Here is a 26094-nt window from a genome sequence, read left to right as displayed (position 1 = left end):
CGACGATGGGCAACGTGCACCGAACGGAACTCGCGGACTTCCTGCGCCGCCGCCGCGCCCGCCTCGGCCCCGCCGACGTGGGGCTCACCCCCGGCCCCCGGCGGCGTACGCCCGGCCTGCGCCGGGAGGAGGTCGCCCAGCTCACCGGCATGTCCACGGACTACTACGCCCGGCTGGAACAGGCCCGCGGCCCGCGCCCGTCCCGCCAGATGCTGACCGCCCTGGCCCGTGCGCTACGGCTCACCGACGACGAGCGCGACCACCTGTTCCACCTGGTCGGGGAGGAGCCGCCGCGCGACGCGACCACGTCCGGGCATGTGCGGCCCGGTCTGCTGCGGGTCCTGGACCGGCTGTATGACACCCCGGCGCAGGTGATCACCGACTGGGGCGATGTGCTCGCGCAGAACGCGATGGCGGCCGCCCTGATCGGCGACATCACCGCCCGTCCGCCGGACGACCGCAACATCCTCCGCAGCTTCTTCCTCCGGCGGTCCGACACCGGGATCTTCCCGTCCGACGACATGGACGAGCACGCCCGCACCCACGTAGCCGCCCTCCGCGCGGTGGTCGCCGCCCGCCCCGGCGACCCGGGCCCGGCGGCCCTGGTCGCCGAATTGCGCGCGGGGAGCGCGGAGTTCGCGGCGCTGTGGGAGACCCACGAGGTCGCGGTGCGCCGCTCGACCGTCAAGCGGTTCGTGCACCCGGTGGTGGGGGCGCTGGAGCTGGAGTGCGAGGTGCTGCTGAGCACGGAACACGCCCAACGCCTGATCGTCCACACGGCGGCCCCGGGCAGCGAGTCGGCCGAGCGCCTGGAACTGCTACGGGTGGTGGGCCTCCAGGACCTGACCCCCAACGCCTGAGCCCGCGGGGCCTCGTTCCCCACCCCGCCCCTCCCCGATCCGGGGACACCCCGGCCCTCGCCCGCCCGTGCCAACGCCCGCCCAGCGGGCTTGTCGGGCGCGAATTCGTAGGCTTACCCGGGCCCGAGAGGCCACCTTCCGCCAGGGCGGGACCCTGCGGGCGAGCAGCCGTGCCACACCCGCCCCGGCGCCCGGGGTGTCCCCGGGCGCCGGGGCCTACGGGGTGCGGTCCTCGTCGTCGTACGCGCTCGTCCCCGCGTCCAGCAGCGGCTCCCGGGATGGCTTCAGATGCTCCGGCGCCAGCACCCGCAGCGCGTGATAGCCGACGATCACCACGATCGTCCCGAGCGCGATCCCGCTCAGCTCGAAGTTGTCGCTGATCTTCAGGTTCACGCCGCCGACGCCGATCACCACACCCGCCGCCACCGGCACCAGGTTCAGCGGGTTCCGCAGGTCCACCCCGTTGTGCACCCAGATCTGCGCACCGAGCAGCCCTATCATGCCGTAAAGGATCACCGTGATGCCGCCCAGCACCCCGCCCGGCACCGCCGCCACGACCGCGCCGAACTTCGGGCACAGCCCGAAGAGGAGCGCGAATCCGGCGGCGGTCCAGTACGCGGCGGTCGAGTAGACGCGGGTGGCGGCCATGACGCCGATGTTCTCGGAGTACGTCGTGGTGGCCGGGCCGCCGACCGCGGTCGACAGCACGGTCGCGGCGCCGTCCGCCGCGATCGCCGTGCCGAGCTGGTCGTCGAGCGGGTCGCCGATCATCTCGCCGACGGCCTTCACATGCCCGGCGTTCTCGGCGATCAGCGCGATGACGACCGGCAGCGCGACCAGGATCGCCGACCAGTGGAACTCGGGCGCGTGCAGGGACGGCAGTCCGACCCAGTCGGCCTTGGTGACGCCGGACAGGTCCAGCCGCCAGTGGTCGGTGACCTTCCCGCTGCCGTCGATCGAGTGGATCCTGCCGAAGACGCGGTCGAAGACCCAGGAGACCGCGTAGCCGAAGACCAGCCCGAGGAAGATCGCGATCCGCGACCAGAAACCACGCAGACAGACCACGGCCGCGGCGGTGACCAGCATGGTCAGCAGCGCGGTCCACTGGTCGGCGGGCCAGTACGTCGTGGCGGTCACGGGCGCGAGGTTGAAGCCGATCAGCATGACCACCGCACCGGTCACCACCGGCGGCATCGCCGCGTGGATGATGCGCGCCCCGAACCGCCGTACCGCCAGCCCGCTCAGCAGCAGCGCGCCGCCCACCACCAGGATCGCCCCGGTGACGGCGGCGCTGCCGCCGCCCTGCGCCCGGATCACCGCGGCCACGCCGACGAACGAGAGGCTGCAGCCCAGATAGCTGGGCACCCGGCCGCGGGTGGCCAGCAGGAACAGCATGGTCGCGACCCCGGACATCATGATCGCGAGGTTGGGGTCGAGCCCCATCAGCACGGGGGCGACGAAGCTCGCGCCGAACATCGCCACGACATGCTGGGCGCCGAGGCCCGCCGTCCTCGGCCACGACAGCCGCTCATCCGGCCGGACGACGGCTCCGGGGGCCGGGGTGCGCCCGTCACCGTGCAGGGTCCAGCGCATGCCGAGGCCCATGACTGCTCCACTTCATTTCCGCATACAGGCATACAGGGGGATCCGCATACCGGGGGATCGGAGCAATGTTAGTTGGCCGAAAATGTGCACCTTGCACCTGATGACGGCTGCCCGGCGGCTGCCCACCCGACGATTGATCGACAACTGAGCAACAGTCGTTCCGCTTCCATGGAGTTGACGCCCCGTGAAGTGTGAGGGTCGGGCACATGGCCTTTCGATCCACCTCCCACGCCACCCGCCCCGCCCTCGCGGTCGGCGCCGTCTGTCTGGCCCTCGCCCCGCTCACCGGATGCGGCGGTGCGGACGGCGGCGAACCGTCCTCCTCGAAGGGGCAGCCCAGCGCGCCCGCCGAGAGCCGGGCACCGGGCCAGGGAAAGGGGTCGAAGGACCCGGACGACCTCAACGGGGACGGCCACCGCGATCTCGTGCTGCCCGCCCCGGCCCGGCGCGACCCGCAGAAGGTCGGCCGGGACGAGCGCGTCGCCGTGGTCTACGGCTCGGCGAAGGGCCTCGACCCCGCGACGCGCACCGTCCACGGCCGCCGTGGCCTGGGCCTGCCCGCCGCCGCGGACACCACCCCCGGCGCCGGGCCCGACCACGTCCCCACCGACGGGGTGGTGACCGCCGATCTGGACGGCGACGGCTTCTCGGACGTCGTCACCAACGCGGAGGGGGAGATGGCGGAGGACGGGAACATCAGCGCCGCGCGGACCGTCCCGCACGTCACGTGGGGCGGCACCGGCGGGCCCGGGAAGGGTGCCGAGGCGACCCCGGTGAAGTTGCCGGAGAGCGTGTCGAAGCTGGGCGTGACCTCCGTGGTGCGCGGCGACTTCGACGGCGACGGCCACCACGACCTCGCGGGGCTCGCCCAGAACCAGTCCTCCGGGGTGGTGCTGTACGGCCCGTTCACCCGCTCCGGCGAGCCGAAGCGCACCGACACCTCCCTGCCGTGGACGGACGGGGACCTGGTCGCGGACGACATCGACCCGTCCGGCAAGGCCCGCGCGACCTCCCTGCTGGTCCACGCCATCAGCGACGGCGAGCAGTCCGGCAACACCCTCTACCCGGCCCGCCGCGGCACCGGCCTGTCCGCCGAGGGAAGGAAGCTGCGCGCCGGGAACGCCCACGCGTTCGGCGACTTCGACGGCGACGGGCAGCGCGATGTGGCCATCGGCGACGACGGCTCCCGCAACGACGAACCCGGCAACGAGACCGAGCCGTCGGACGTCTCCGGTTCGCTCGCCGTGTACCCCGGCAGCGGCGGGGAGCCGGTCGTCCACCGGTCACCCGCCGCGGTGCCGGACGATGTGGGGTACGAAGCGGCGGGCGGGTACACGGCCGCCGACCCGGACGGTGACGGTCGCGACGGCATCCTGGTCGCCACGTACGAGGGCGCCACGTTCGTCGACGGCGACCGCCGCACCCCGGTCCTGCGCAAGGGCCCCGCGAAGGCCGACGGCCGGAAGATGTCCGCCAAGGACCGGCGCACCCATCCCGTGGGGGCGGCCGACTTCGACGGTGACGACAAGGACGAACTGATCCTGAACTGGGAGTCCGGCGTCTCCACCGGCCCGTACGGCCAGCAGCCGACCCACTGGTGGATCACCGACGGCACCGGCTCCCGGGACAAGACCTCCTTCGCCACCACGAAGTTCGTGAACGGCTAGGAGGGCGTCGTATCGGGCGCGCGGTCCGTCCGGCCGGGCTCGGCGGTGCCCCGGCCGGGCTCGGGGGCGCCCTCCGGGGCCACCGCGGCGGAGCCGCGCAGCACCCCGGCCCCGGCCACCAGCCCCAGCGCCAACACCGTGACCAGGCCGAACGAGGCGGTCAGCGAGGTCATGTCGGCGATCGAGCCGATCGCCGCCGGCGCGATCAGACCCGAGGTGTACGTGATCGTCGCGACGCCCGCGATCGCCTGGCTCGGCGCCGGGCCGCTGCGCCCGGCGGCGGCGAAGGCGAGGGGGACGACGACCGCGATGCCCAGGCCGATGAGGCCGAATCCGGCGATCGCGGGCACCGGGCCCGTGGCCGTGACCACCAGCACCCCGCCGAGCGTGGCCAGCACACCACTCGCCCGTACGGTCCGCACCGGGCCGAACCGGCCCACCACCGCGTCACCGGCGAACCGGGCGGCGGCCATCATGCAGGAGAAGGCCGTGGTGCAGGCGGCGGCGACGCCGGGGGAGGAGTCCAGCACCTCGCGCAGATACACCGCCGACCAGTCGAGGCTCGCGCCCTCGGCGAAGACCGCGCAGAACCCCACCGCGCCGATGACCAGCGCGGAGCGGGGCGGCAGCGCGAAGCGCGGCGGTGGATGCTCCTCGGGGGCGCCGCGCAGGTCGAGGACCCAGCGGCAGGCGCCGGTGCCCAGCAGCGTGAGCACCGCGGCGGCGATCGCGAGGTGCGCCCGGGCGTCGGTGTCCGCGTGGGCGGCCACCGTGCCCGCCGCCGAGCCGAGCAGCGCGCCCGCGCTCCACATACCGTGCAGCCCGGACATGATCGACCGGCCGAGCCGTTCCTCGATCTCCACGCCGAGGGCGTTCATGGCGACGTCGGCCATCCCGGCGGTCGCCCCGTAGACGAAGAGCGCCCCGCACAGCCACACCAGACCGGGGGAGAGCGGCGGCAGGACGAGGGCCAGGCACCACAGGGCGATCAGCCCGCGCAGCGCGGTGCGGACGCCGAAGCGGTGGCTGATCGCCCCGGCCAGGGGCATCGCGCAGGACGCGCCGATGGCGGGGAAGGCGAGGGCGATCCCGAGCTGACCCGCGCTGATGCCCAACTGCTCCTGCACCCAGGGGATACGGGTGGCGAAGTTGCCGGTGACCGCGCCGTGGACCGCGAACACCGTGGCGAGGGCCATGCGGGTGCGCCGCACGTCACGCGGGGACGGTTCGGTACCGCGGCTCATCGCCGCTCATGGCGCTCATCGCTGCTCATGTCCGTACTCTGCGCATGATCCGCGGTCCGGCTCAAGGCTATTTCGGCACGATCCCTTGTCGTGCTCATGATCCAGTTCTACTCTGACCTCCAATCTCGATTCTGAATTCGGTTCAGATATCTGATTGGAGTGCCCGATGGTTGCGACTCCAGCGGAGCGCGGGAGACCCACCCGCGCGATCGTCGCCCTCGCCACCCTGCTCGTCCTCCTGGCCACCCTGGCGACGCCGTCCGCCCACGGCGCCGAGCGCGGCCGGTGGCCCGGCCGGGTGCCGGACACGGTGGTCCTCGACGGCCCCCGGCTGGCCCTCACCAAGCTGAAACTGCAGCTCGGAGACCGGCCGCTGAAGCGGACCCTGCGCGATCTGACCACTCAGGCCGACCAGTGGATGACCCAGGGGCCGTGGACCGTCACCGACAAGGAGCAGGTGCCGCCGAGCGGTGACAAGCACGACTACTTCAGTCAGGCCCCCTACTGGTGGCCCAGCAAACCGAAGACCGACGACAATCCGTATGGCTGCCCGTACGTTCAGAGGGATGGCCAACGGAACCCCGATGTGGACAAGATGACGGACCGCCCCGAGGTCGGAAAGGTCTTCGAGTCCGCCTACGAGCTGTCCCTCGCCTGGTACTACACCGGCAAGCGCGGCTACGCCGAGCACGCCGCCGACATCCTGCGCACCTGGTTCGTCACCCCGGCGACCCGGATGAACCCCAGCCTGAACCACGCCCAGTTCATCCCCTGCATGTACGACGGCCGCTCCATCGGCATCATCGACTTCTCCCAGGGCTTCACCAGCCTCCTGGACGCCGCCGCCATCCTCGACGCCGACGCCCCGGGCTGGTCGCGCGCCGACCACGCTGGCTTCCGCACCTGGAACAAGCAGTTCCTGGACTGGCTGGTGAACAGCGACTTCGGCAAGGAGGAGAGCGCCGCCGACAACAACCACGGCACCTTCTCCGACATGCAGGTCGCCGCCATCGCCACCGCCGTGGGCGACCGTGACCTCGCCCGCAAGGTGCTGCGCGAGGCCCGGACCAAGCGCATCGACACCCAGATCGCGGCCGACGGCAGCCAGCCCCAGGAACTCGCCCGCACCCGCAGCTTCCACTACTCCACGTTCAACCTCGTCGCCTACACGCGGATGGCGGCCATCGGGCGGCACGTCGGCGTCGACCTGTGGCACTACACCGGTCCCACCGGCTCGAACCTCTTCAAGGCCGTCGACTTCCTGCTGCCCGCCGCCACCGGGGCGAAGCCGTGGCCCTACCCCGACCTGCAGTTCAAGGCGTACGCCGCCAGCGACCTGGTGCACGCGGCGGCCGACGCGGGCGACCGCCGAGCCCGCGCGGCCCTCCCCAAGCTCCAGCCCCCACCGGGCGGCGACCTGTGGTCACTGCGCCCCGCGGTGGAACAGCTGGACAGCATCGCGCAGGGATGAGCGCCGGCATCGCGCGGAAATGAGCCCCCGGGGCCGGGGTGGGTGAGCCAGCCCACACCGGTCCCGTCTCCCACCTGCGGTGATCGCCGTGGCACACTGGGGCCGTACCAGTGACGTCAGCGCACTCCGGGGTCGGTGAAAATCCGAACCGGCGGTTATAGTCCGCGACCCGTCCGCCGCCAGCGGCCGGTTGACCAGGTGAAATTCCTGGACCGACGGTGAAAGTCCGGATGGGAGGCAGTGCGCGGCGGTAGCGACTTCACCGGTGCGCCGTCTTCGCGGCGGCCGCGCTTTCGGCGCGGGCCGTACGTAGCGATCCCGGCGTCCCGGCGGCGGCGTTCCCGCTCCTTGTCGTTTCCGACAGCCCCGGAGTCCGTGCCCGAAGAGGCAGGAGGACCCGGTGGCCCCCGCACCCGGCACAGAAGCCCAGGCGATGCGCCGTGCCGTCGTGCTCGCCGCCCGCGGTCTCGGGCACACCAGCCCCAACCCCGTCGTCGGCTGCGTCATCCTCGACGCCGAAGGCCAGCCGGTCGGCGAGGGCTGGCACCAGCGCGCGGGCGGCCCGCACGCCGAGGTGCACGCCCTGCGCACGGCCGGGGAGCGGGCCCGCGGCGGGACCGCGCTCGTCACCCTCGAACCCTGCAACCACACCGGCCGCACCGGCCCCTGCGCCCAGGCGCTCATCGACGCCGGGATCGCCCGCGTCCGCTACGCGGTCGCCGACCCCACCGCCCAGGCGCGCGGCGGCGCCGCGACCCTCGCCGCCGCCGGGGTCGACGTCGCGGCCGGGCCGCTGGGCGACGAGGCGGCGGCGGTCAACGAGGCCTGGCTGACCGCGATGCGCCGCGGCCGCCCCTTCGTGCTGTGGAAGTACGCCGCCACCCTGGACGGCCGCAGCGCCGCGGCCGACGGCACCAGCCGCTGGATCACCTCGTCCGCCGCCCGCGCCGATGTGCACCGGCTGCGCGCCGAGGCGGACGCCGTGGTCGTCGGCTCCGGCACCCTGCGCGCCGACGATCCGCACCTCGCCGTACGCGACCGGGAGGGCGTCACCCAGCCGCTGCGGGTCGCCGTCGACACCGGCGCGACCGCGCTGAAGCCGGGCGCCCGCATCCTGGATGACGCCGCGCCGACGCTGGTCGCCGTGGCCGAGGACGCCGACACCGGCCGACTGCCCGCCGGGACGGAAGCCCTGCGGCTGCCCCGCTCGACAACAGGCCCGGGGCTCGACATCGCCGCGCTGCTCGCCGCCCTCCACGACCGCGGCATCCGCTCCGTCCTGCTGGAGGGCGGGCCCACCCTCGCAGGGGCGTTCCTCGCAGCGGGCGCCGTCGACAAGGTCGTCGGCTATCTCGCCCCCGTCCTGCTCGGCGCGGGTCCCGCCGCCCTCGCCGACGCCGGAATCACCACGATCGCGCAGGCGTTGCGGCTGGATACGGCCGATGTCACCCGGCTCGGCCCCGATCTGCGCATCACCGCTGTCCCCACCATCGCCCCCATCGCCCTCGCCGAGGAGAGCTGACGTGTTCACCGGAATTGTCGAAGAACTGGGTGAGATCGTCGCCGTCGAGAACCTGGACGACGCGTCCCGCTTCCAGGTCCGCGGCCCCGTCGTCACCGAGGGGGCGCGGCACGGCGACTCGATCGCCGTCAACGGCGTCTGTCTCACCGTCGTCGACACCGGAGACGGCCACTTCAGCGCCGACGTCATGGCCGAGACCCTGAACCGCTCCAGCCTGGGCGCGCTCACGGTCGGCTCCCGCGTCAACCTGGAGCGCCCCATGGCGCTCGGCGGGCGGCTCGGCGGCCATCTCGTCCAGGGCCATGTGGACGGCACCGGCACCCTCGTCGAGCGCAAGCCGTCCGAGCACTGGGAGATCGTCAAGATCTCGCTGCCCGGCGGACTCGGCCGCTATGTGGTCGAGAAGGGCTCCATCACGGTCGACGGCATCAGCCTGACCGTCGTGGACGCGGGCCCCGACTACTTCACCGTCAGCCTCATCCCGACGACGCTCGACCTCACCACACTCGGCGTCAAGCAGCCGGGCGATCCGGTCAACCTCGAAGTCGACGTCCTCGCCAAGTACGTCGAGCGGCTGCTCAGCCACAAGGACGCCGAAGGGGACACGGACCAGGACAAGAAGGCGATCGAATGATGTCCCTCGACTGGCTGGGCGCCGAGGCCGGGCAGATATTCGGCCAGCACATCCTGTGGTCGGACGCGATCGGCAACACCATCGGACTGCTCGCCCTCGCCCTCGGCAGCCGCCGCTCCCTGTGGACCTGGCCCGCCCAGCTCGCCTCCGGCGTCATCCTGGTCGCCGCCTACGCCTCGGCGCACCTCAGCGGCGGTGTGGGCAAGCAGCTCCTGGTCATCGGCGTCGCCGCCTGGGGCTGGCGGCAGTGGCGGCACGGCCGCCGCGACGAGGGCGGAGCCGTCGCCGTCCGCTTCGCCACCGGCCGCGAGCGCGCCGCGCTCCTCACCGGCCTGGCGATCGGCACGCTCGCCGTCGGCGCCCTGTTCACCGCCGTCCCCCAACTGTCCTGGAACCCCTGGCCCGACGCCTACATCTTCGTCGGCACCCTCGCCGCGATGGTCGCCCAGGCCCGCGGCCTGATCGAGTTCTGGTTCGCGTGGATGCTGGTCGACGTGGTCGGCGTCCCGCTCGCCTTCAGCAGCGGACTGGCCTTCTCCGGCCTCGTCTACGTCATCTACTTCGCACTCGTCCTCTGGGGCGCGCGCGACTGGTGGCTGCGCTCCCGTACCGAGAACACCCGGACGTCCCCGAGCGCGACCACACCCGCAATGGAAGGAGTGTCAGTGTCATGAGCGACGCATACGCGACGACGCGGTCGCGAGCGATGGCCGAGGACGACGACCCCGCGGGCGCGTGGCCGCCCGACGAACTGGCGCTGGACACCGTCGAGCGGGCGATCGCCGACATCGCGGCGGGCCGCCCCGTCGTGGTCGTGGACGACGAGGACCGGGAGAACGAGGGCGACCTCATCGCCGCCGCCGAGACGATCACCCCGGAGATCGTCGCCTTCATGATGAACGAGTGCCGCGGACTGATCTGCGCGCCCATGGAGGAGAGCGACCTCGACCGGCTGCGGCTGCCGCAGATGGTCGAGGAGAACACCGAGTCCATGCGGACCGCGTTCACCGTGTCCGTCGACGCCACCCCCGAACACGGCGTCAGCACCGGTATCTCCGCCGCCGACCGGGCCACCACGCTGCGCCTGCTGGCCGACCCGGAGACCGCCTCCGGCGACCTGGTGCGCCCCGGCCACATCTTCCCGCTGCGCGCCCGCCCCGGCGGCGTCCTCGCCCGCGACGGCCACACCGAGGCCGGGGTCGACCTCGCCCGGCTGGCCGGACTGCGCCCGGCGGCCGTGATCTGCGAGATCGCGGGGGAGGACGGCGTGATGCTGCGCCTGCCCGCCCTGGTCGCCTTCGCCCACAAGCACGACCTCGCGATCATCTCCATCGCCGACCTGATCGCGTACCGCAGGGCCGCCGAGCCCGCCGTGCGGCGCGAGGCCGCGACCCGGCTGCCCACCGCCTTCGGCGACTTCCAGGCGTACGGCTACCGCGCGACCGCCGACGGCGTCGAGCACATCGCGCTCGTCCAGGGCGACATCGGCGACGGCGAGGACGTGCTGGTCCGGGTCCACTCCGAGTGCCTGACCGGCGACGTCTTCCACTCGCTGCGCTGCGACTGCGGACCCCAGCTGCACGCCGCCCTGGAGCGGGTGACCGCCGAGGGCCGCGGCGTGGTGCTGTATCTGCGCGGCCACGAGGGCCGCGGCATCGGGCTGCTGTCCAAGCTGCGCGCGTACCAGCTCCAGGAGCTGGGCCGGGACACCCTGGACGCCAATCTGGAGCTGGGCCTGCCCGCCGACGCGCGCGACTACGCGGCGGGCGCCGAGATCCTGGCCGACCTGGGCGTCCGCTCCCTGCGGCTGATGACCAACAACCCCGAGAAGACCACCGCCCTGGTCCACCACGGGCTGCGGGTCACCGGCCGGGAGCCGATGCCCGTCCAGGCCGGGGAGCACAATCTGCGCTACCTGCGGACCAAGCGGGACCGCATGGGGCACGACCTGCCCTGGCTGGAGGGCGACCACCGGGCGGAGAGCCCGGAACCCGTGTCCGCCTGCGGCAACCAGTAGAACCACCTGTACGTACGAAAGATCTTGAGGAGTGACGTGAGCGGTAAGGGTGCCCCCGAACTGTCCGTGGAGAACTGCGGGGACCTCCGCGTGGCCGTCATCGCCGCGCAGTGGCACGAGCAGGTGATGGACGGCCTGGTCGCCGGGGCCCGGCGGGCCCTCGGCGAGCTGGGCGTCGCCGAGCCGACCGTGCTGCGGGTGCCCGGCAGCTTCGAGCTGCCGGTCGTCGCCAAGGTCCTCGCGGACCGCGGCTACGACGCGGTCGTGGCGCTGGGCGTCGTCATCCGGGGCGGCACGCCCCACTTCGACTATGTGTGCCAGGGCGTCACCCAGGGCCTCACCCAGGTCAGCGTGGACACCGGCGTCCCCATCGGCTTCGGCGTGCTGACCTGCGACACCGAGGAGCAGGCCCTCGACCGGGCCGGCATCGCCGGTTCCAGCGAGGACAAGGGGCACGAGGCGGTCACCGCCGCCGTCGCCACCGCCGTCACCCTGCGGTCCGTCGCGTAGCCCTGCGCGAAGTTGAGCCGTCCACCCCAAGTAGGATGGCGCACACCATGTCCAAGAAGACGTTCGAGGAGCTGTTCGCCGAGCTCCAGCAGAAGGCCGCCACGGCCGACCCCGCCACCTCCCGTACCGCCGAACTGCTCCAGTCCGGCGTGCACGCGATCGGCAAGAAGGTCGTCGAGGAAGCCGCCGAGGTGTGGATGGCCGCCGAGTACGAGAGCGACGCGGCGGCCGCCGAGGAGATCTCGCAGCTCCTCTACCACCTCCAGGTGATGATGGTCGCCAAGGGACTCACCCTCGACGACGTCTACGCCCACCTCTGAACCACCCCCAGCTCAACCACCCACCCCTCGTACGAAGGAAACACCCCTCATGCTGCGCATCGCCGTCCCCAACAAGGGTTCACTGTCCGAGCCTGCGTCGGCGATGCTCCATGAGGCGGGCTACCGGCAGCGCAAGGACCGCAGGGAACTCGTCCTGGTCGACTCCGACAACGACGTCGAGTTCTTCTTCCTGCGCCCCCGCGACATCGCCGTGTACGTCGGCTCCGGCCGCCTCGACATCGGCATCACCGGCCGCGACCTGCTGCTCGACTCCGGCTCCCAGGCCGAGGAGATCCTGCAGCTCGGCTTCGCCGGGTCCACCTTCCGCTACGCCACCCGCCCCGGCACGGCCACCGATGTGAGCGAGTTCGGCGGGATGACCGTCGCCACCTCCTTCTCCGGCCTGGTCACCAAGCACCTCGCCGACCACGGCGTGGACGCCGCCGTCGTCCACCTGGACGGCGCCGTGGAGACCGCCATCCAGCTCGGCGTCGCCGAGATCATCGCGGATGTCGTGGAGACCGGCACCACCCTGCGCAACGCCGGTCTCGACATCATCGGCGAGCCGATCCTGGAGTCCGAGGCGGTCGTGATCCGCCGCACCGGGGCGCCCACCGACGACCCCAAGGTGCGCCAGTTCCTCCGCCGGATGCAGGGCGTCCTGGTGGCCCGGCGCTACGTGATGATGGACTACGACATCCGGGTCGAGCAGGTCGAGCGGGCCGTGGCGCTCACCCCCGGCCTGGAGTCGCCCACCGTCTCCCCGCTGCACCACGAGGGCTGGGTCGCGGTCCGCTCGATGGTCCCCTCCAAGGACGCCCAGCGGGTCATGGACGAGCTGTACGAGCTGGGCGCGCGGGCGATCCTCACCACAGGCATCCACGCCTGCCGTCTCTGAGCCCCCCTCCTTCACCCCCTCTCACGAGAGACCCGTCACACGTGTCCGCCGCCGCCCCGCCGCCCGCCCTCCCGGTCACCTTCCGGCCGACCCGCACCCGGGTCATCCTGCTGACCACCGGCGCCGTCCTCGTCGTCGCCCTGACCACGATCGCGCTGCTCCTGGAGAACCTGTCCCCGGGTGAGCAGCTCAGCTTCGTGGTCACCGGGCTGCTGTTCTTCGCGGGGCTCGCCCTGTTCAGCCGCCCCAAGGTGGTGGCCGACGAGGCCGGGCTGACCGTGGTCAATCTCATCAGCACCCGGCGGCTGGACTGGGCCGAGGTGCTGCGGGTCAATCTGCGGCCCGGCGACGCCTGGGTCTATCTGGACCTCGCCGACGGCACCAGCCTGCCCGCGATGGGCATCCAGCTGGGCCTGGCCAAGGCGCGGGCGATCAGCGACGCCCGCATCCTGCGCACCCTCTCCGAACACCACGGCTCGGGCGGCGGCACGTCCTGACAGCACCGGGGGCCTGCCCGTAACCCGCCATCCTTGTTTACTCTGTTGCCGGGGCCGAACGACGCCCCGCCCCGCCTCGACCTGTCCGCGCACCGCGCGCAGCCGGCGGGAACACCTGCGACCCGAGGAGTGACTCCCTCCAGAGATGGACGGATCGTCCTGTAGTACCTGCGCCGCCGCCGACCCCGAGGCGGCGGCATGAGCGTCACCCTGTCTCTCCTGCTGCTCGCCGCGGCACTCGTCCTCATCCTCGCGAACGGCTTCTTCGTGGCCGCCGAATTCGGCCTGGTCACGGTCGAGCGGCCGGACGCGGAGCGGGCCGCCGAGGAAGGCGACCGGCGCGCCCGTACCGTCGTCGAGTCGCTGCGCGAGCTGTCCTTCCAGCTCTCCGGCACCCAGCTCGGCATCACCATCACCTCCCTGGTGGTCGGCATGCTGGCCGAGCCCGCGCTCGGCCATCTGCTGACCGTGCCGCTGTCCGCGGTGGGGTTGCCGCACGGCGCCGTCTCCGGCGTCGCCGTGGTCATCGGCATGCTGGTGGCATCCGCCGTCCAGATGGTGATCGGCGAACTCGTGCCCAAGAACTGGGCGGTCTCCCGGCCGCTGCAGGTCGCGCGCTTCGTCGCGGGCCCGCAGCACGCCTTCGCCCACTTCTTCCGGCCCGTCATCGCCCTGCTCAACACCGTCGCCAACCGGCTGGTGCGCATGCTCGGCGTCGAGCCCACCGAGGAGCTGGCGTCCGCCCGTACCCCCGGCGAACTGGTCTCGCTGGCCCGCCACTCGGCGCTGGCCGGAGCGATCGAGCAGGACACCGCCGATCTGTTCGTCCGCACCCTCTCCCTGGGCGACCTCACCGCACAGCACGTGATGACCCCGCGGGTGCGGGTCAGCGCGCTGCAGTCCACGGCGACCGCCGTGGATGTGCTCAACCTCACCCGGGCCACCGGACTCTCCCGGTTCCCGGTCTACCGCGACCGCCTGGACGAGGTCATCGGCATGGTCCACCTCAAGGACGCCCTCGCGGTGCCCTCGGAGGAGCGGCTGCGCACCCCCGCCGGGTCCATCGCCCAGCCCCCGCTGCTCGTCCCCGAGACGCTGCCCGTCCAGCCCCTGCTGGAGCGGCTGCGCAGCGAGCAGCCGATAGCCGTGGTCGTCGACGAATACGGCGGCACGGCCGGCGTCGTCACCCTGGAGGACATCGTCGAGGAACTGGTCGGCGAGGTCCGCGACGAACACGACGACGAGGCCGCCGACACGCCCGACCTGGCCCAGACCGTCGCCGAGGACGGCCGGCCCGCCTGGGACGCCGACGGGGCCTGCCGCGTCGACACCCTGCGCCGGATCGGGATGGAGGTGCCCGACGGGCCGTACGAGACGGTGGCCGGTCTGGTCGCCGATCTGCTCGCCCGGATCCCCGCCCCCGGGGACACCGCCGAGCTGCCCGGCTGGAAGCTGGCCGTCCGGCAGGTCGGTCACCACCGGGCGGAGCAGGTACGGATCGTGCGGACCGGAGCGGGTACGAGTGCCGGTGCCGCTGCCCCCGCAGCTGCCGCTGTTGTCGCCGTCGCCGAGAAGGAAGCTGAGCGATGAGCCTCGTCCAACTCCTCTTCGCCGCTCTTCTGGTCCTCGCCAACGGATTCTTCGTCGGCGCCGAGTTCGCCTTGGTCTCCGTACGCCGCAGCCAGATCGAGCCGCGGGCGGCCGAGGGCTCCGCCCGGGCCCGTACCGTGCTCACCGGGCTGGAGAGCCTGCCGCAGATGATGGCCGCCGCGCAGTTCGGCATCACCGTCTGCTCGCTGACCCTCGGCGCGGTCGCCGAGCCGACCGTCGCCCAGCTGCTGGAGCCGGTCTTCCACGCCGTGCACCTGCCCGCGGGGCTGGTCCATCCGCTCGGCTACGCCATCGCGCTCGCCGTCGTCGTCTTCCTGCACCTGGTGATCGGCGAGATGCTGCCGAAGAACCTGGCCATGGCGGCGCCCGAGAAGACCGCGCTGTGGCTGGCCCCCGGCCTCGTCGGCTTCGCCCGGCTGTGCCGTCCGGTCACCGCGGCGCTGGGCGCCTGCTCCCGGCTGGTGCTGCGGCTCTTCCGGGTCGAGCCCAAGGACGAGGTCGAGGCCGTCTTCACCAGCGAGCAGCTGACCCATCTCGTCGAGGACTCCCGGCAGGCCGGGCTCCTCGGCGACGGGGAGCACGAACGGCTCTCGGACGCCCTGGAGCTGGGCAGCCGCCCGGTCACCGACGTCCTCCTGGACCCGGCGGGCCTGGTCACCGTCGACCCGACGGTCACGCCCCGGCAGATCGAGGAGCTGACGGTACGGACCGGCTACTCGCGCTTCCCGGTGCGCGGCGCAGGTGGCGCCTTCATGGGCTACGTGCACGTGAAGGACGTCCTGGACCTGGAGGCCCCCGAACGGGCGGTCCCCCAGCGGGTCTGGCATCCCATCGAGACCCTGCGCGCCGAACTGCCGCTGGACGACGCGCTCACCGCGATGCGGCGGGCGGCCTCTCACCTGGCCGCCGTGGCCGACGCCTCGGGCAAGGTGCTGGGGCTCGTCGCGCTGGAGGACGTGCTGGAGATGCTGGTGGGCGAGGTCCGCGACCCGTCCCACCGGGACAGCGGGCGCGGCCACCCGGCCGAGCCGCGCGGCGGGACGCCGGTCCAGGCCTCGGACCCGGCTGCGGCCTCGGCGCAGGGTCAGGCCTCGGCTCCGGCCTCGGCCTCGGAGGAGCCCGCGATGGTCTCCCGCTAAGGGGCACGGCCGCTCAGGGGCACGGCTGCTCAGCGGTACGGCCCAAGGGGTACGACCCGAGGGTTACGGCAGCGGGGGGTCCTCCGGGTCGCGGTACATGGGACCGCGGCCCGACAGGACCTCCCCGTACGCCTGCATCAGGTCCGCCAGCCGCAGCGTCGCCAGGTCGTCCCGGGTCGGTATGCCCGTCCACCCGGACAGCCGCAGATCCCGGTACGCGCAGCTCTTCTCGTACAGGGTGCGCAGGAAGCGCCCGTTCCCCAGCTCGTCGATCCAGCCCTGTTCGACCACGTGACCGCTGATGCTGCGCAGCTCCTCCAGGGACTCCTCGTCCCACACGTCCCCGTTCTCCGCGGCCAGCACCTCGCCTATGCGGGTGAGTTCGAGCGGACGGTAGCTGGGGAAGTCGACGCGGGTGGTGAAGCGGGAGCCGAGGCCCGGGTTGGCGGCGAGGAGGCGGTCCATGCCCTCGGGGTAGCCCGCGAGTATGACGACCAGCCGGTCGCGGTTGTCCTCGGCGCGCTTGAGCAGCACCTGAAGCGCCTCGTCGCCGTAGGCGTCGCCCTTGCTGTAGCCGGAGTTGGACAGGCTGTAGGCCTCGTCGACGAAGAGGACCCCGCCGAGCGCCGAGTCGATCAGCTCGTTGGCCTTGACCGCGGTCTGCCCGAGGTATTCGCCGACCAGATCGGCGCGCCCGGCCTCGACCAGATGGTCGCCGCCGAGCAGCCCGAGCGCGTAGAAGACCCGGCCGAGGATGCGGGCGACGGTGGTCTTGCCGGTGCCGGAGGGGCCGGAGAAGACGAAGTGCCGCTTCGGCGGCTGGACCGGCAGGCCCTGCCCGGCGCGCAGCCGGGCCATGTGGAGCTGCGCGGACAGCGCCCGCACCTGCCGCTTGACCGGCTCCAGGCCGACCATGCGCTCCAGCTCCTGCAGCGCGCTCTCCAGCAGGGCGGGATCGGAGGGCCCGGGCTGGGCGGGCTGGCCGCCCCGGTCGCGGGTGCCGCCGCCGGACACGGGGGTGGCCAGGAGCGGCGGCCCGTCGGGGCCGTCGCCGCCGGTGCGCAGATCGCGCCCGTCGGCCGGGTCTCCGGCGGCCGACAGGGTGTCGGCGGGGTCGGTGAGGGTGCCGTCCGTGGCGTCCTGGCTGCTGACCCCGGGCAGGGTCACGGTCGCGAGGTCGGCGGTCTCGTCCAGGCCGTCCGACTCGGCTATCGCGGCCAGCCGCGCCGAGGTGTCCATGAAGGTGGGGTCGATGCGGTGCACCGCGCGGTAGAGGGGGAGGGCCGCGGCGCTGCGGCCGGTGCCCTCATGGGCGCGGGCGAGCCAGTAGCGCAGCTCCTTGCGCTGGGGCTGTTCGCTGCGGCAACGCATCAGGGCGGCGGCGAGCAGCGGCTCCGCCTGGCCGTACATCTCCAGCCGGACCCGGGCCATGCCGCCGAAGAGTCCGGCCTCGATGCCGAGGAAGGAGTCGTCCAGGAGGGGTTCGGTGTGGCGGACCAGCTGCTCCCAGTCCTTGACCAGATACGCGCGGCAGGCGTGCAGGAAGCGGGCCTGCGGATCGGCCTCCACGGGCGGACAGCCCGCCAGCGCCCGGTCCAGCTCGGGGACATGGCGGCCGTCGAGCCAGTGCGAGGCGTGGGCCAGCAGCAGGTCACGGCTGGTCTCCAGCACGGGCTGGACCCACCAGCCCAGCCAGTACCAGGAGTTGAGGGTGCGGCGGTGGCGGGTGCGCTGCTCGCCGAAGCGATCGCGGTGCCGGTACATGCGTAACAGCGCCGTCGCCGTGTCGGCGCGCAGCGCGTGCAGGCCGAGCCATGCGTCGGCCATGCCCGGATCGTGTCGCACCGCGGCCCGGAACTCCTCCTCGGCCTGTGCGTAGGCGCCCATCGTGTAGGCGTCCACGGCACGCAGCCAGGCGAGATCGGCCGGGGTCTGCGAACCCTGCGTGCCGAAATCCATCACGTCCCCCACAACCCCTGCCCCCGTGGATGCCGCCGGGGCGGCTGCCCTTTTCGCATCGTACCTGCGCAGGCCGCACCGGCCGAGAGTGCCGCACTGTTGTTCGTCGCAATCGCACAAGCCTTGGCAGGCGTGCGCGGGGGCGTGTAAGGGGCGCACACGGCCGGAGGGGGTGAATTACCGAGAGTGACACCGCGATGCCGTACGGCAGTCGGAATACGGTGCCGAACTGGCCGTAGACAGGACGAAGCCCCCGATCACGGGGGAACAACCGGGGGCTTCGCGTAGTGGGGCGACTCGTACGAGTCGCGCATTCAGAACGTAAGACCTGTATGGGCCCCAGGTCAAGCCGAGTTGGGGTGTGTGTGGCAGGTCGGATGCGGGGTGCGGCCGACCTGCTTTCGTCCCGTCACGCTGAGTGATACCCAGGGGTGTTCTGGGTGGTCGCGGCGGGCCCCGTGAGTATCGCGTACCCCTCTTTTCGCTGCGCTATCAGTGTCTCCGCATGGGGGCGCGACGGGTCGGCGGCGAAATGCGCGCGCTCGGCCGGTTGCCAGCCGTCCCAGAATGTGGACAGTTCGGGGCCGTCGCGCAGCCTTCCGCGCCGCCAGGCGTCCCGGTCGGACAGCTCCATCCACGCCAGATGGGCCAGGTGTGGCCGCACCGCGCGGCGTCCGGCGCCCACGCCTTCGAGGAGGACGACCGGCGCGGGCTCCAGCCGCCGTCGGGTGGCGGTGAAGCGGCGCTCGACCCAGTCATACGGGGCATACCGGGCGGCGGTGCCGTGGCTCAGCGGGGTCAGGATGTGCTCCTGCAACCGCCCGGCCCACCCGAACGGCTCCTCGTGCGTGGCGAGATCGTCCGTATGGACGACGGGCGCGCCGCCCAGCGCCTCCGCCAGCCGCGCGGCGAAGGTCGTCTTCCCGGAACCCGCGTGTCCGTCGACGGCGACGAGCCGCACCGGACCGCAGGACGGCGGCAGGCCGCGCAGCCACCGGGCGAACGCGCGGAGCGTCTCGGCGGGGCGGTCGGCGGTCTCCATGGGGGGTCACTCTACGGCTACCCGGGAGTATTCACTCCATTGGTCCACACCAATATTGGTCTACGGGCGGGCGGGGAAGCACTGGCCTGACACCACTCGCAGCGGCCATAGTTGTGCGACTGTCGCGCATCCGCCGCCGCTGGACGACGACTGGGGGAGCCCCGTATGACCAGTTCCGGATTCACGCCCCGCCGCTCCGTGCTCACCGCCGCCCTCGGCGTCGCGGGCGCGGCCGCCGTACAGATGACGTCCGCCGCGGCCGCCCCCGGGCCCGCCCGCCCGAACCCGGTAGCCGCCTCGGCCGCGAAGAAGGCGGGCGCGACCGCCGAGTACCACGGCTGGACCAGCCACGCCGACTGGCTGGCCGGAGCCGCCAAGGGCGTCCGCGCCGAGGCCGGAGCCCGCCCCGGCATCGTGATCTCCCGCCCGGCCGGCACCACCGACTACACCGACCCGCACACCGGCACCAAGGCCGCCTGGGAGTACGCCACCTGGACCTCCCCGGTCCGTCAGCTCACCGTCCCCGCGACCGAGGTCATCGTCTCCTGGAACGCCCGCACCCCGGCGGGCACCTGGATCCAGGCCGAGCTGAAGGGCACCTACTCCGACGGCACCGCGACCCCCTGGTACGTGATGGGCCGCTGGGCCTCCGGCGACGGCGCGAACTCCATCCGGCGCACCTCCGTGGACGACCAGAGCGACGACAAGACCTCGGTGTGGACCGACACCCTCGCCGTCGACGACCCCGCCAGCGGCCTCCGGCTGACGGCGTACCAGCTGCGCCTGACCCTCTACCGCAAGCCCGGCACCACCCGCACCCCCACCGTGTGGCGGGTCGGCGCGATGGGCTCGGACGTCCCCGACCGCTTCGAGGTGCCCGCCTCCGAGCCGACCCTGCCCAAGGGGCGCGAACTCGCCGTACCGCGCTACTCGCAGGAGATCCACAAGGGCCAGTACCCGGAGTACGACAACGGCGGCGAGGCCTGGTGCAGCCCCACCTCCTCGCAGATGATCATCGAGTTCTGGGGCCGCGAGCCCACCTCCGAGGACCTGGCCTGGGTCAACCCCGACTACGCCGACCCCCAGGTCTGCCACGCGGCCCGGGCCACCTTCGACTACCAGTACGACGGCTGCGGCAACTGGCCCTTCAACGCCGCCTACGCCGCCACGTACCGCGACCTCCAGGCCGTGGTCACCCGGCTGGGCTCCCTGACCGAGGTGGAGAAGCTGATCGCCGCGGGCATCCCGGTGATCACCTCGCAGTCCTTCCTCAAGGACGAGCTGACCGGCGCGGGTTACGGCACCGCGGGCCACCTCATGACCGTCATCGGCTTCACCGCCACCGGAGACATCATCGCGAACGACCCGGCCTCCCCGGACAACCCGTCCGTCCGCCGGGTCTACCAGCGCAGGCAATGGGAGAACATCTGGCTGCGCACCAAGCGCTACGACGCGAACGGCCAGGTCAAGGGCGGTACAGGAGGCGTGTGCTACCTCTACTTCCCGGCCAAGCCAGCACCGACTCAGCACCGCGTTCTGCGGGAGCTGGGCATCCTGTGACCGGCCCCGCGTTCGGCTCCGGCGGCAGGTAGCCGTCTGCCGTACGGGGGTGGCCAGTGACGACCTCGCCGATGCGCTGATCGCGGTCGGGGTCGTCTCGGTGGTTCTCGTCGCCGTACAACTCGTGTTTCTCTTCGTCACCGCCGGGCTCATTCGCCTCCTGGACCGCCGCCGCGCAACGCCTGCGCCGTGTCAGCCACCGCTCGCGAGTGGTGGGCGCTCTGTACGGGTTCCGCGGCGCCGTCTCCCTCGCCGTGATCCGCATCCGGCCTGGGGCGGGCAGGTATCCAGCGGCGAACCCTCTGACCTGCGATTCCGCGCTACCGGAAGGGGCTGGTCTTGGGGGTTACCGCTGTGAGGGGTAATGACAGGGTCTCTCAGTCCATGTGCGGCGAACCTACGCTGACCTCATGGACAATCGCGCCGAAATCAGTGCGTTTCTGAAGTCTCGCCGTGACAAGATCACGCCCGAGCAGGCGGGTCTGCCCGTGTACGGCCAACGCCGGGTGGCCGGGCTCCGCAGGAACGAGGTCGCGACGCTCGCGGGCGTCAGCGTCGAGTACTACACGCGTCTGGAGCGCGGCAATCTCAGCGGTGTCTCCGACAGTGTCCTGGAGGCGCTGGCCCAGGCTCTGCGGCTCGACGACACGGAGCGCACGCACTTGTACGACCTGGCCCGAGCGGCGAACGCGACGCCCGCCCGTGTGCGGCGCCGGACTGCCCGGCCGGCTGTGCGGCCCAGCGTGCAGCGCATCGTTGACGGGATGCCGGGCATGCCGGCGTTCGTGAAGAACCACCGATTCGACATTCTGGTCGCCAACCCGCTCGGTCGCGCACTGTTCTCGGAGATGTACGCCGATCCGGTCTGCGGGGCGAACACCGTGCGGTTCGTGTTCCTCAGCCCCGCGGCCCGGCGGTTCTACGTCGACTGGGAACGCATCGCCAAGGGCGCTGTGGGCGCGCTGCGGATCGAGGCGGGCAAGAACCCGTACGACCGCGAGTTGTCGAACCTGATCGGTGAGCTGTCGACCCGCAGCGACGCTTTCCGCGTGATGTGGGGCGCCCACGACGTACACGTCTTCCATGACGGGACGAAACGCCTCCGGCATCCGGTCGTCGGCGAGCTGGAGCTCAACTTCGAATCGATGAACCTGCCGGACGGCTCGGGGTTGGTTGTGGCGTTGTACAACGCGGCCCCCGGCTCCGCGGCCGAGGAAGCCCTGAAACTGCTGGCGAGCTGGTCCGCCACGGCCGAGGCCGCGGATGTGCAGGCCGCCGAGGCGGACTCCGGGAGCTGAACGGACCTCCACAGCCCCGCCTTCTCCGGCTGCCGCCAGCGGCAAGGGCGGGGCTTTGGCCTGCGCATATGCCGCTGGGGGTCCTTGCTGTTACCCCTCACAGCGGAGACTCCCTCATCGTGTCCGTTCCCGGTTGCATCGTCAGTGCCCCGTTTTGGGGCCGACCGGTATCGAACCTCGTATCGGTCCGTCCCCGCTCATGCAAGGAACCACCATGACTGGCAAGAGCACGATGATCACGCTGAACAACGGCGTGCAGATGCCCGCGCTCGGCCTCGGCGTCTTCCAGAGCCCACCGGAGGAGACCGCCACCGCGGTCACGACCGCGCTCCAGCACGGCTACCGACTGATCGATACCGCCGCCGTCTACGGCAACGAGAAGGAGGTCGGCGAGGGCATCGTCGCCTCCGGCGTCGACCGCGGCGAGGTCTTCGTGACCACCAAGCTGTGGCTCTCCGACTTCGGCCACGACGCGACCGTGCGTGCCTTCGACGCCAGCCTGGGCAGGCTGGGCCTGGACTACCTGGACCTGTACCTGCTGCACTTCCCGTACACGTCCGAGTTCGACTCCACGGTCGCCGCGTACAAGGCAGCGCAGAAGCTGCTGGCCGACGGGCGGGTGCGGGCGATCGGCGTCTCCAACTTCAGCCCCGAGCGTCTGAACGACCTGATCGAGCGCACCGACGTCGTACCGGCGGTCAACCAGGTCGAGCTGCACCCGTACTTCATCCAGCGCGAGCTGCGCGAGGCGCATACCGGCCTCGGCATCGTCACCCAGGCGTGGTCGCCCCTCGGTGCGGTGAACCTGTACTGGCCCGACGCCCCGCACGCGGGCAAGAGCCTGCTGCAGGACCCGGTCATCACTCAGATCGCCGCCAGGTACGGCAAGACCCCCGCGCAGATCGTGCTGCGTTGGCACATCGAGCACGGCCTGTCCGCGATCCCGAAGTCCGTCACGCCGCACCGCATCGCGGAGAACATCGGCATCTTCGACTTCGCGCTCACCGCCGACGAGACGGCCGTCGTCGACGCCCTCGACACCGGCCTGCGCGGCGGTCCCGAGCCGGACAGCATCAAGGCCGACCGCGAGCTGACCCCGCGCCGAACCGTCTGGAGCAACACCCCATGCGACGACGCGGACTGACCAAACGTCTGGCACACCTCACGACCATCAGGACACACACCGGCCAGGGCGTTGCCATCGCTCGTGGCCACTCGAAAGGAGAACGAAATGAAGAAGCGTGAACTGGGAAACAGCGGGCTCGAAGTGTCGTCGATCGGGCTCGGCTGCATGGGAATGACCTTCGGCTACGGCCCGGCCGCGGACACGGGCGAGGCCATCAAGCTGATCCGGGCGGCCGCCGAGCGCGGTGTGACGCTCTTCGACACCGCGGAGGCGTACGGGGAAGCGAACGAAAGGCTGGTGGGCGAAGCCCTGGCGCCGGTGCGTGACCAGGTCTCCATCGCCACGAAGTTCGGGTTCAAGGACGGCAACCCCACAGCGGGGCTGGACAGTCGGCCGGAGCGGATCCGGCTGGTCGCCGAGCAGTCCCTGCAGCGTCTGCAGACCGACCGCATCGATCTGTTCTACCAGCACCGGGTGGACCCCGACGTGCCGATCGAAGAGGTCGCCGGCACGGTCCGGGATCTCATCCAGGAAGGCAAGGTCAAGCACTTCGGCCTGTCCGAAGCGGGTCCGGACGTCATCCGCAGGGCCCACGCGGTCCAGCCGGTCACGGCCCTGCAGAGCGAGTACTCGCTGTGGTGGCGTGAGCCCGAGGAGACCATCCTGCCGACCCTGGAAGAACTGGGCATCGGCTTCGTGCCGTTCAGCCCGCTCGGCAAGGGCTTCCTGACCGGCGCGATCAGTCAGGACACGAAGTTCGAGGCCAGCGACATCCGTAACGCGCTGCCGCGCTTCGAGGAAGAGGCGCGTGAGGCCAACCTCGCACTGATCGCGCTGCTGGGTGAGATCGCGGACGCCAAGCAGGCGACCCGGGCTCAGACCGCCATCGCGTGGCTGCTGGCGCAGAAGCCGTGGATCGCACCGATCCCGGGCACGACGAAGCTGCACCGCCTCGAAGAGAACATCGGCGCCGACAACGTGGAACTGACCTCCGAGGACCTCAAGCGCATCGAAGAGGCCGTTGCCCAGGTGCAGATCAAGGGCGAGCGGTACACCGCAGCACAGCAGAAGACCATCAACCGGTAAGTCACCAGCCTCCATCGGCCGTTTCCTGACGAAGCGTCGTCCGAGGCGCTTCGTCAGGAAGGCCCTGCCCATCAGGAGAAGTCCACATGGAATCGAAGGCACTCAAGGGGCGGATCGCCCTGGTCACCGGCGGCACGACCGGACTCGGCCTCGGCGCCGCCAAGCGTCTGATCGAAGAGGGAGCCACGGTCTACATCACCGGCCGGCGGAAGGACGTGCTCGACGCCGCTGCGGAGAAGCTCGGCACGTCCGCCACCGGGATCCGAGCCGACGTCACGAGCAAGAGCGACATGCTGCGCGTAACCGAAACGATCAAGGCCGCGCACGGCCACCTCGACATACTCTTCGCCAACGCGGGCGGCGGACACGCCACGCCCTTCGACGAGCTGACCGAGGAGCAGATCGACAGCGAGCTCGGCATCAACATCAAGGGCGTCATCCTCACGGTGCAGAGCGTCCTGGATGTCCTGCGCGACGGCGCGTCCATCGTCCTCAACGCGTCGATCACCGCCGACATGGGGCTGCCCGGGTTCGCCGTCTACGCGTCGTCGAAGGCGGCCGTACGCTCCCTCGCCCGCAGCTGGACGACGGACCTCAAGGACCGTGGGATCCGGGTCAACTCGATCAGCCCCGGAGTGGTGCCCACCGAGGGCTACAGCCACGAACAGAAGCTGAGCGACGAAGACATCGCCGCCTACGTCGAGCGCGTCGCGAAGGAGATCCCGGCGGGGCGCGTGGGGACAGCCGAGGACATCGGCGACGCCCTCGTCTTCCTGGCCTCGGACACCAGCCGCTACATCACGGGCATCGACCTCGTCGTGGACGGCGGCATGACTCGCGTCTACGCCGGCCAGAACTGACGAAAGAATCCACATGACCACGGTCAAGTCGGCAGAGCGCCACATCATCTGCGAGGTACGCGGCAAGGCGACCCACCGCGCCAGGGTCAAGGAGCTCCTGCTGGAGCTCGTGGGCCCCGCGCGGGCCGAGGCCGGATGCCTCTACTACGACCTCTACCAGCAGTCGGACGAGCCCGACACCTTCTACATCGTCGACGGCTGGGCCTCGTCCGAAGCCGTCGCGGAACACGCCGAGCACCCGAACGTGACGAAGGTCGTCGAGCAACTCCTCCCGCTGCTCGCCGTACCCCTCAAGGTCACCACCAGCAATCGGGTCAGCGACCCGGACTAGGACTGGTCGGGGCCCGAACCCTTCAGGAAATGCTCATGGCTCGTATCTTCATCACCGGTTCCACCGATGGCCTCGGCCTGATGGCCGCCCAACTACTCTCCCGACAGGGCCACACGGTGGCGCTCCACGCACGCAACAACAGCCGGGCCCGCGACGCACACGCCGCGCTCCCGGACAGCGCGGGCGTCGCCGTCGGTGACCTCTCCAGCATCGCGCGGACCCGCGATGTGGCCACCCAGGTCAACGACTTGGGCACCTTCGACGCGGTCATCCACAACGCTGGCGTCGGCTACTACGGGCGAGGCCGGGTGGAGACCAAGGACGGCCTCTCGGACGTCTTCGCGGTCAACGTGCTGGCGCCCTACCTCCTCACGGCGCTGATCACCCCGCCCCGACGGCTCGTCTATCTCAGCTCCGGCATGCACCACAGCGGCGACACCACCCTGCGGGACCCGCAGTGGGCGACGCGGCCGTGGCAGGGCTCCCAGGCGTACTCGGACTCGAAGTTCCACGTCACCGCTCTCATGCTCGCCGTCGCGAGGAAATGGCCCGAGGTGCGCTCCAACGCCGTCGACCCGGGCTGGGTCGCCACGAAGATGGGCGGGAGCGGCGCCACCGACGACCTGCGGCTGGCTCCGGTGACCCAGGCATGGCTGGCGGCCGACGACGACGCGGCGGCGCTGGTCACCGGCAGCTACTTCCACCACCAGCAGCCCCGCCCTCCGCACCCGGCGACGCAGTCGCCCGAGGTGCAGGACTGGCTGCTGACGTACTGCGCCGATCTCACAGACGTCGAACTGCCGACAGCGGTCTCTGCCGACTGAGCCCGCGTCCCCC

The 26094-nt window shown here is 71.6% G+C and carries 24 protein-coding genes and 1 riboswitch; of the genes, 20 read left to right on the top strand and 4 right to left on the bottom strand.

Features of this window, described 5'->3' with window-relative positions; all coding sequences use genetic code 11:
• Positions 1–14 precede the first annotated feature (14 nt).
• Complete coding sequence (locus ACZ6CL_RS28080; protein ID WP_468940267.1) at positions 15–860, top strand: helix-turn-helix transcriptional regulator; 846 nt, start codon at positions 15–17, stop codon at positions 858–860.
• A gap of 216 nt (positions 861–1076) precedes the next feature.
• Here the strand turns inward: ACZ6CL_RS28080 and ACZ6CL_RS28075 are convergent, their stop codons facing one another.
• Positions 1077–2465: a uracil-xanthine permease family protein gene (locus ACZ6CL_RS28075; RefSeq protein ID WP_468940265.1), complete on the bottom strand. Its 1389-nt coding sequence runs from the start codon at positions 2463–2465 to the stop codon at positions 1077–1079.
• A gap of 206 nt (positions 2466–2671) precedes the next feature.
• Between ACZ6CL_RS28075 and ACZ6CL_RS28070 the strand changes: the two genes are divergently transcribed.
• Positions 2672–4132 carry a hypothetical protein gene (locus ACZ6CL_RS28070; RefSeq protein ID WP_468940262.1) on the top strand — a complete coding sequence of 487 codons (1461 nt, stop codon included), beginning with the start codon at positions 2672–2674 and terminating at the stop codon, positions 4130–4132.
• Here the strand turns inward: ACZ6CL_RS28070 and ACZ6CL_RS28065 are convergent.
• Positions 4129–5376, bottom strand: coding sequence for an MFS transporter (locus tag ACZ6CL_RS28065; protein ID WP_468940260.1), 1248 nt, complete (start codon positions 5374–5376; stop codon positions 4129–4131). The two genes, ACZ6CL_RS28070 and ACZ6CL_RS28065, sit on opposite strands and share 4 nt — an antisense overlap.
• Positions 5377–5542: 166 nt before the next feature.
• On the opposite strand from ACZ6CL_RS28065, the gene ACZ6CL_RS28060 reads away from it, so the two are divergent.
• From ACZ6CL_RS28060 to ACZ6CL_RS28010, 11 genes are all read left to right on the top strand, one after another.
• The gene (locus tag ACZ6CL_RS28060) at positions 5543–6847 is read left to right on the top strand and encodes an alginate lyase family protein (protein WP_468940257.1); all 1305 of its coding nucleotides are present in this window, start codon (positions 5543–5545) and stop codon (positions 6845–6847) included.
• 117 nt (positions 6848–6964) lie between these two features.
• Positions 6965–7095, top strand: a riboswitch (FMN riboswitch).
• Between the two features lie 185 nt (positions 7096–7280).
• Complete coding sequence (gene ribD / locus ACZ6CL_RS28055; RefSeq protein ID WP_468940466.1) at positions 7281–8369, top strand: bifunctional diaminohydroxyphosphoribosylaminopyrimidine deaminase/5-amino-6-(5-phosphoribosylamino)uracil reductase RibD; 1089 nt, start codon at positions 7281–7283, stop codon at positions 8367–8369.
• Position 8370: 1 nt separating this feature from the next.
• Entirely contained in the window at positions 8371–9003 is a 633-nt protein-coding gene (locus ACZ6CL_RS28050; protein ID WP_468940254.1) for a riboflavin synthase, read from the top strand.
• Complete coding sequence (locus tag ACZ6CL_RS28045; protein ID WP_468940251.1) at positions 9000–9677, top strand: nicotinamide mononucleotide transporter family protein; 678 nt, start codon at positions 9000–9002, stop codon at positions 9675–9677. The genes ACZ6CL_RS28050 and ACZ6CL_RS28045 overlap by 4 nt, the downstream gene beginning before the upstream one ends.
• A gap of 32 nt (positions 9678–9709) precedes the next feature.
• Positions 9710–11020, top strand: a complete 1311-nt coding sequence (locus ACZ6CL_RS28040; RefSeq protein ID WP_468940464.1) for a bifunctional 3,4-dihydroxy-2-butanone-4-phosphate synthase/GTP cyclohydrolase II — start codon at positions 9710–9712, stop codon at positions 11018–11020.
• 36 nt (positions 11021–11056) lie between these two features.
• Complete coding sequence (ribH, locus tag ACZ6CL_RS28035) at positions 11057–11530, top strand: 6,7-dimethyl-8-ribityllumazine synthase (protein WP_468940248.1); 474 nt, start codon at positions 11057–11059, stop codon at positions 11528–11530.
• Between the two features lie 47 nt (positions 11531–11577).
• On the top strand, positions 11578–11850 hold the full coding sequence (locus ACZ6CL_RS28030) for a phosphoribosyl-ATP diphosphatase (RefSeq protein ID WP_039936817.1): 273 nt from the start codon (positions 11578–11580) through the stop codon (positions 11848–11850).
• Between the two features lie 49 nt (positions 11851–11899).
• Complete coding sequence (hisG, locus tag ACZ6CL_RS28025; protein WP_009713584.1) at positions 11900–12748, top strand: ATP phosphoribosyltransferase; 849 nt, start codon at positions 11900–11902, stop codon at positions 12746–12748.
• A 41-nt stretch (positions 12749–12789) separates the two neighbouring features.
• A complete protein-coding gene (locus ACZ6CL_RS28020; RefSeq protein WP_468940245.1) occupies positions 12790–13245 on the top strand; it encodes a PH domain-containing protein in 456 nt (151 codons plus the stop codon).
• 198 nt (positions 13246–13443) lie between these two features.
• Entirely contained in the window at positions 13444–14835 is a 1392-nt protein-coding gene (locus ACZ6CL_RS28015) for a hemolysin family protein (protein WP_468940243.1), read from the top strand.
• Entirely contained in the window at positions 14832–15995 is a 1164-nt protein-coding gene (locus ACZ6CL_RS28010) for a hemolysin family protein (RefSeq protein WP_468940241.1), read from the top strand. The genes ACZ6CL_RS28015 and ACZ6CL_RS28010 overlap by 4 nt, the downstream gene beginning before the upstream one ends.
• Positions 15996–16058: 63 nt before the next feature.
• Here ACZ6CL_RS28010 and ACZ6CL_RS28005 read toward each other — a convergent pair whose 3' ends face one another.
• Both ACZ6CL_RS28005 and ACZ6CL_RS28000 read right to left on the bottom strand, forming a co-directional pair.
• Entirely contained in the window at positions 16059–17954 is a 1896-nt protein-coding gene (locus ACZ6CL_RS28005; protein WP_468940238.1) for an AAA family ATPase, read from the bottom strand.
• Positions 17955–18363: 409 nt separating this feature from the next.
• A complete protein-coding gene (locus ACZ6CL_RS28000) occupies positions 18364–18996 on the bottom strand; it encodes a uridine kinase family protein (RefSeq protein ID WP_468940235.1) in 633 nt (210 codons plus the stop codon).
• A 165-nt stretch (positions 18997–19161) separates the two neighbouring features.
• On the opposite strand from ACZ6CL_RS28000, the gene ACZ6CL_RS27995 reads away from it, so the two are divergent.
• From ACZ6CL_RS27995 to ACZ6CL_RS27965, 7 genes are all read left to right on the top strand, one after another.
• Positions 19162–20556 (top strand): peptidase C39 family protein, encoded by a 1395-nt coding sequence (locus tag ACZ6CL_RS27995; protein WP_468940233.1) that lies wholly within the window; start codon positions 19162–19164, stop codon positions 20554–20556.
• A 410-nt stretch (positions 20557–20966) separates the two neighbouring features.
• Positions 20967–21854 carry a helix-turn-helix transcriptional regulator gene (locus tag ACZ6CL_RS27990; protein ID WP_468940231.1) on the top strand — a complete coding sequence of 296 codons (888 nt, stop codon included), beginning with the start codon at positions 20967–20969 and terminating at the stop codon, positions 21852–21854.
• A gap of 214 nt (positions 21855–22068) precedes the next feature.
• Entirely contained in the window at positions 22069–22998 is a 930-nt protein-coding gene (locus ACZ6CL_RS27985) for an aldo/keto reductase (protein ID WP_468940228.1), read from the top strand.
• 87 nt (positions 22999–23085) lie between these two features.
• Positions 23086–24066 carry an aldo/keto reductase gene (locus ACZ6CL_RS27980; RefSeq protein WP_468940226.1) on the top strand — a complete coding sequence of 327 codons (981 nt, stop codon included), beginning with the start codon at positions 23086–23088 and terminating at the stop codon, positions 24064–24066.
• An 86-nt stretch (positions 24067–24152) separates the two neighbouring features.
• Positions 24153–24926, top strand: a complete 774-nt coding sequence (locus ACZ6CL_RS27975) for an SDR family NAD(P)-dependent oxidoreductase (protein WP_468940223.1) — start codon at positions 24153–24155, stop codon at positions 24924–24926.
• 13 nt (positions 24927–24939) lie between these two features.
• Positions 24940–25257: a putative quinol monooxygenase gene (locus tag ACZ6CL_RS27970; RefSeq protein ID WP_468940220.1), complete on the top strand. Its 318-nt coding sequence runs from the start codon at positions 24940–24942 to the stop codon at positions 25255–25257.
• A 35-nt stretch (positions 25258–25292) separates the two neighbouring features.
• Positions 25293–26081, top strand: a complete 789-nt coding sequence (locus ACZ6CL_RS27965; RefSeq protein ID WP_468940217.1) for an SDR family NAD(P)-dependent oxidoreductase — start codon at positions 25293–25295, stop codon at positions 26079–26081.
• Positions 26082–26094: the final 13 nt, after the last annotated feature.

Source organism: Streptomyces sp. NPDC041200 (genome assembly GCF_055591805.1).
This window is presented reverse-complemented; position numbering and strand designations above follow the sequence as displayed.

Bases quoted from the DNA above. Each gene is read 5' to 3' on its own strand.
- ACZ6CL_RS28075 (WP_468940265.1), bottom strand. From the start codon at position 2,465: ATGGGCCTCGGCATGCGCTGGACCCTGCACGGTGACGGGCGCACCCCG.
- ACZ6CL_RS28070 (WP_468940262.1), top strand. From the start codon at position 2,672: ATGGCCTTTCGATCCACCTCCCACGCCACCCGCCCCGCCCTCGCGGTC.
- ACZ6CL_RS28065 (WP_468940260.1), bottom strand. From the start codon at position 5,376: ATGAGCCGCGGTACCGAACCGTCCCCGCGTGACGTGCGGCGCACCCGC.
- ACZ6CL_RS28060 (WP_468940257.1), top strand. From the start codon at position 5,543: ATGGTTGCGACTCCAGCGGAGCGCGGGAGACCCACCCGCGCGATCGTC.
- ribD (WP_468940466.1), top strand. From the start codon at position 7,281: ATGCGCCGTGCCGTCGTGCTCGCCGCCCGCGGTCTCGGGCACACCAGC.
- ACZ6CL_RS28045 (WP_468940251.1), top strand. From the start codon at position 9,000: ATGATGTCCCTCGACTGGCTGGGCGCCGAGGCCGGGCAGATATTCGGC.
- ACZ6CL_RS28040 (WP_468940464.1), top strand. From the start codon at position 9,710: ATGGCCGAGGACGACGACCCCGCGGGCGCGTGGCCGCCCGACGAACTG.
- ACZ6CL_RS28030 (WP_039936817.1), top strand. From the start codon at position 11,578: ATGTCCAAGAAGACGTTCGAGGAGCTGTTCGCCGAGCTCCAGCAGAAG.
- hisG (WP_009713584.1), top strand. From the start codon at position 11,900: ATGCTGCGCATCGCCGTCCCCAACAAGGGTTCACTGTCCGAGCCTGCG.
- ACZ6CL_RS28015 (WP_468940243.1), top strand. From the start codon at position 13,444: ATGAGCGTCACCCTGTCTCTCCTGCTGCTCGCCGCGGCACTCGTCCTC.
- ACZ6CL_RS28010 (WP_468940241.1), top strand. From the start codon at position 14,832: ATGAGCCTCGTCCAACTCCTCTTCGCCGCTCTTCTGGTCCTCGCCAAC.
- ACZ6CL_RS28005 (WP_468940238.1), bottom strand. From the start codon at position 17,954: ATGGATTTCGGCACGCAGGGTTCGCAGACCCCGGCCGATCTCGCCTGG.
- ACZ6CL_RS28000 (WP_468940235.1), bottom strand. From the start codon at position 18,996: ATGGAGACCGCCGACCGCCCCGCCGAGACGCTCCGCGCGTTCGCCCGG.
- ACZ6CL_RS27995 (WP_468940233.1), top strand. From the start codon at position 19,162: ATGACCAGTTCCGGATTCACGCCCCGCCGCTCCGTGCTCACCGCCGCC.
- ACZ6CL_RS27990 (WP_468940231.1), top strand. From the start codon at position 20,967: ATGGACAATCGCGCCGAAATCAGTGCGTTTCTGAAGTCTCGCCGTGAC.
- ACZ6CL_RS27985 (WP_468940228.1), top strand. From the start codon at position 22,069: ATGACTGGCAAGAGCACGATGATCACGCTGAACAACGGCGTGCAGATG.
- ACZ6CL_RS27980 (WP_468940226.1), top strand. From the start codon at position 23,086: ATGAAGAAGCGTGAACTGGGAAACAGCGGGCTCGAAGTGTCGTCGATC.
- ACZ6CL_RS27975 (WP_468940223.1), top strand. From the start codon at position 24,153: ATGGAATCGAAGGCACTCAAGGGGCGGATCGCCCTGGTCACCGGCGGC.
- ACZ6CL_RS27970 (WP_468940220.1), top strand. From the start codon at position 24,940: ATGACCACGGTCAAGTCGGCAGAGCGCCACATCATCTGCGAGGTACGC.
- ACZ6CL_RS27965 (WP_468940217.1), top strand. From the start codon at position 25,293: ATGGCTCGTATCTTCATCACCGGTTCCACCGATGGCCTCGGCCTGATG.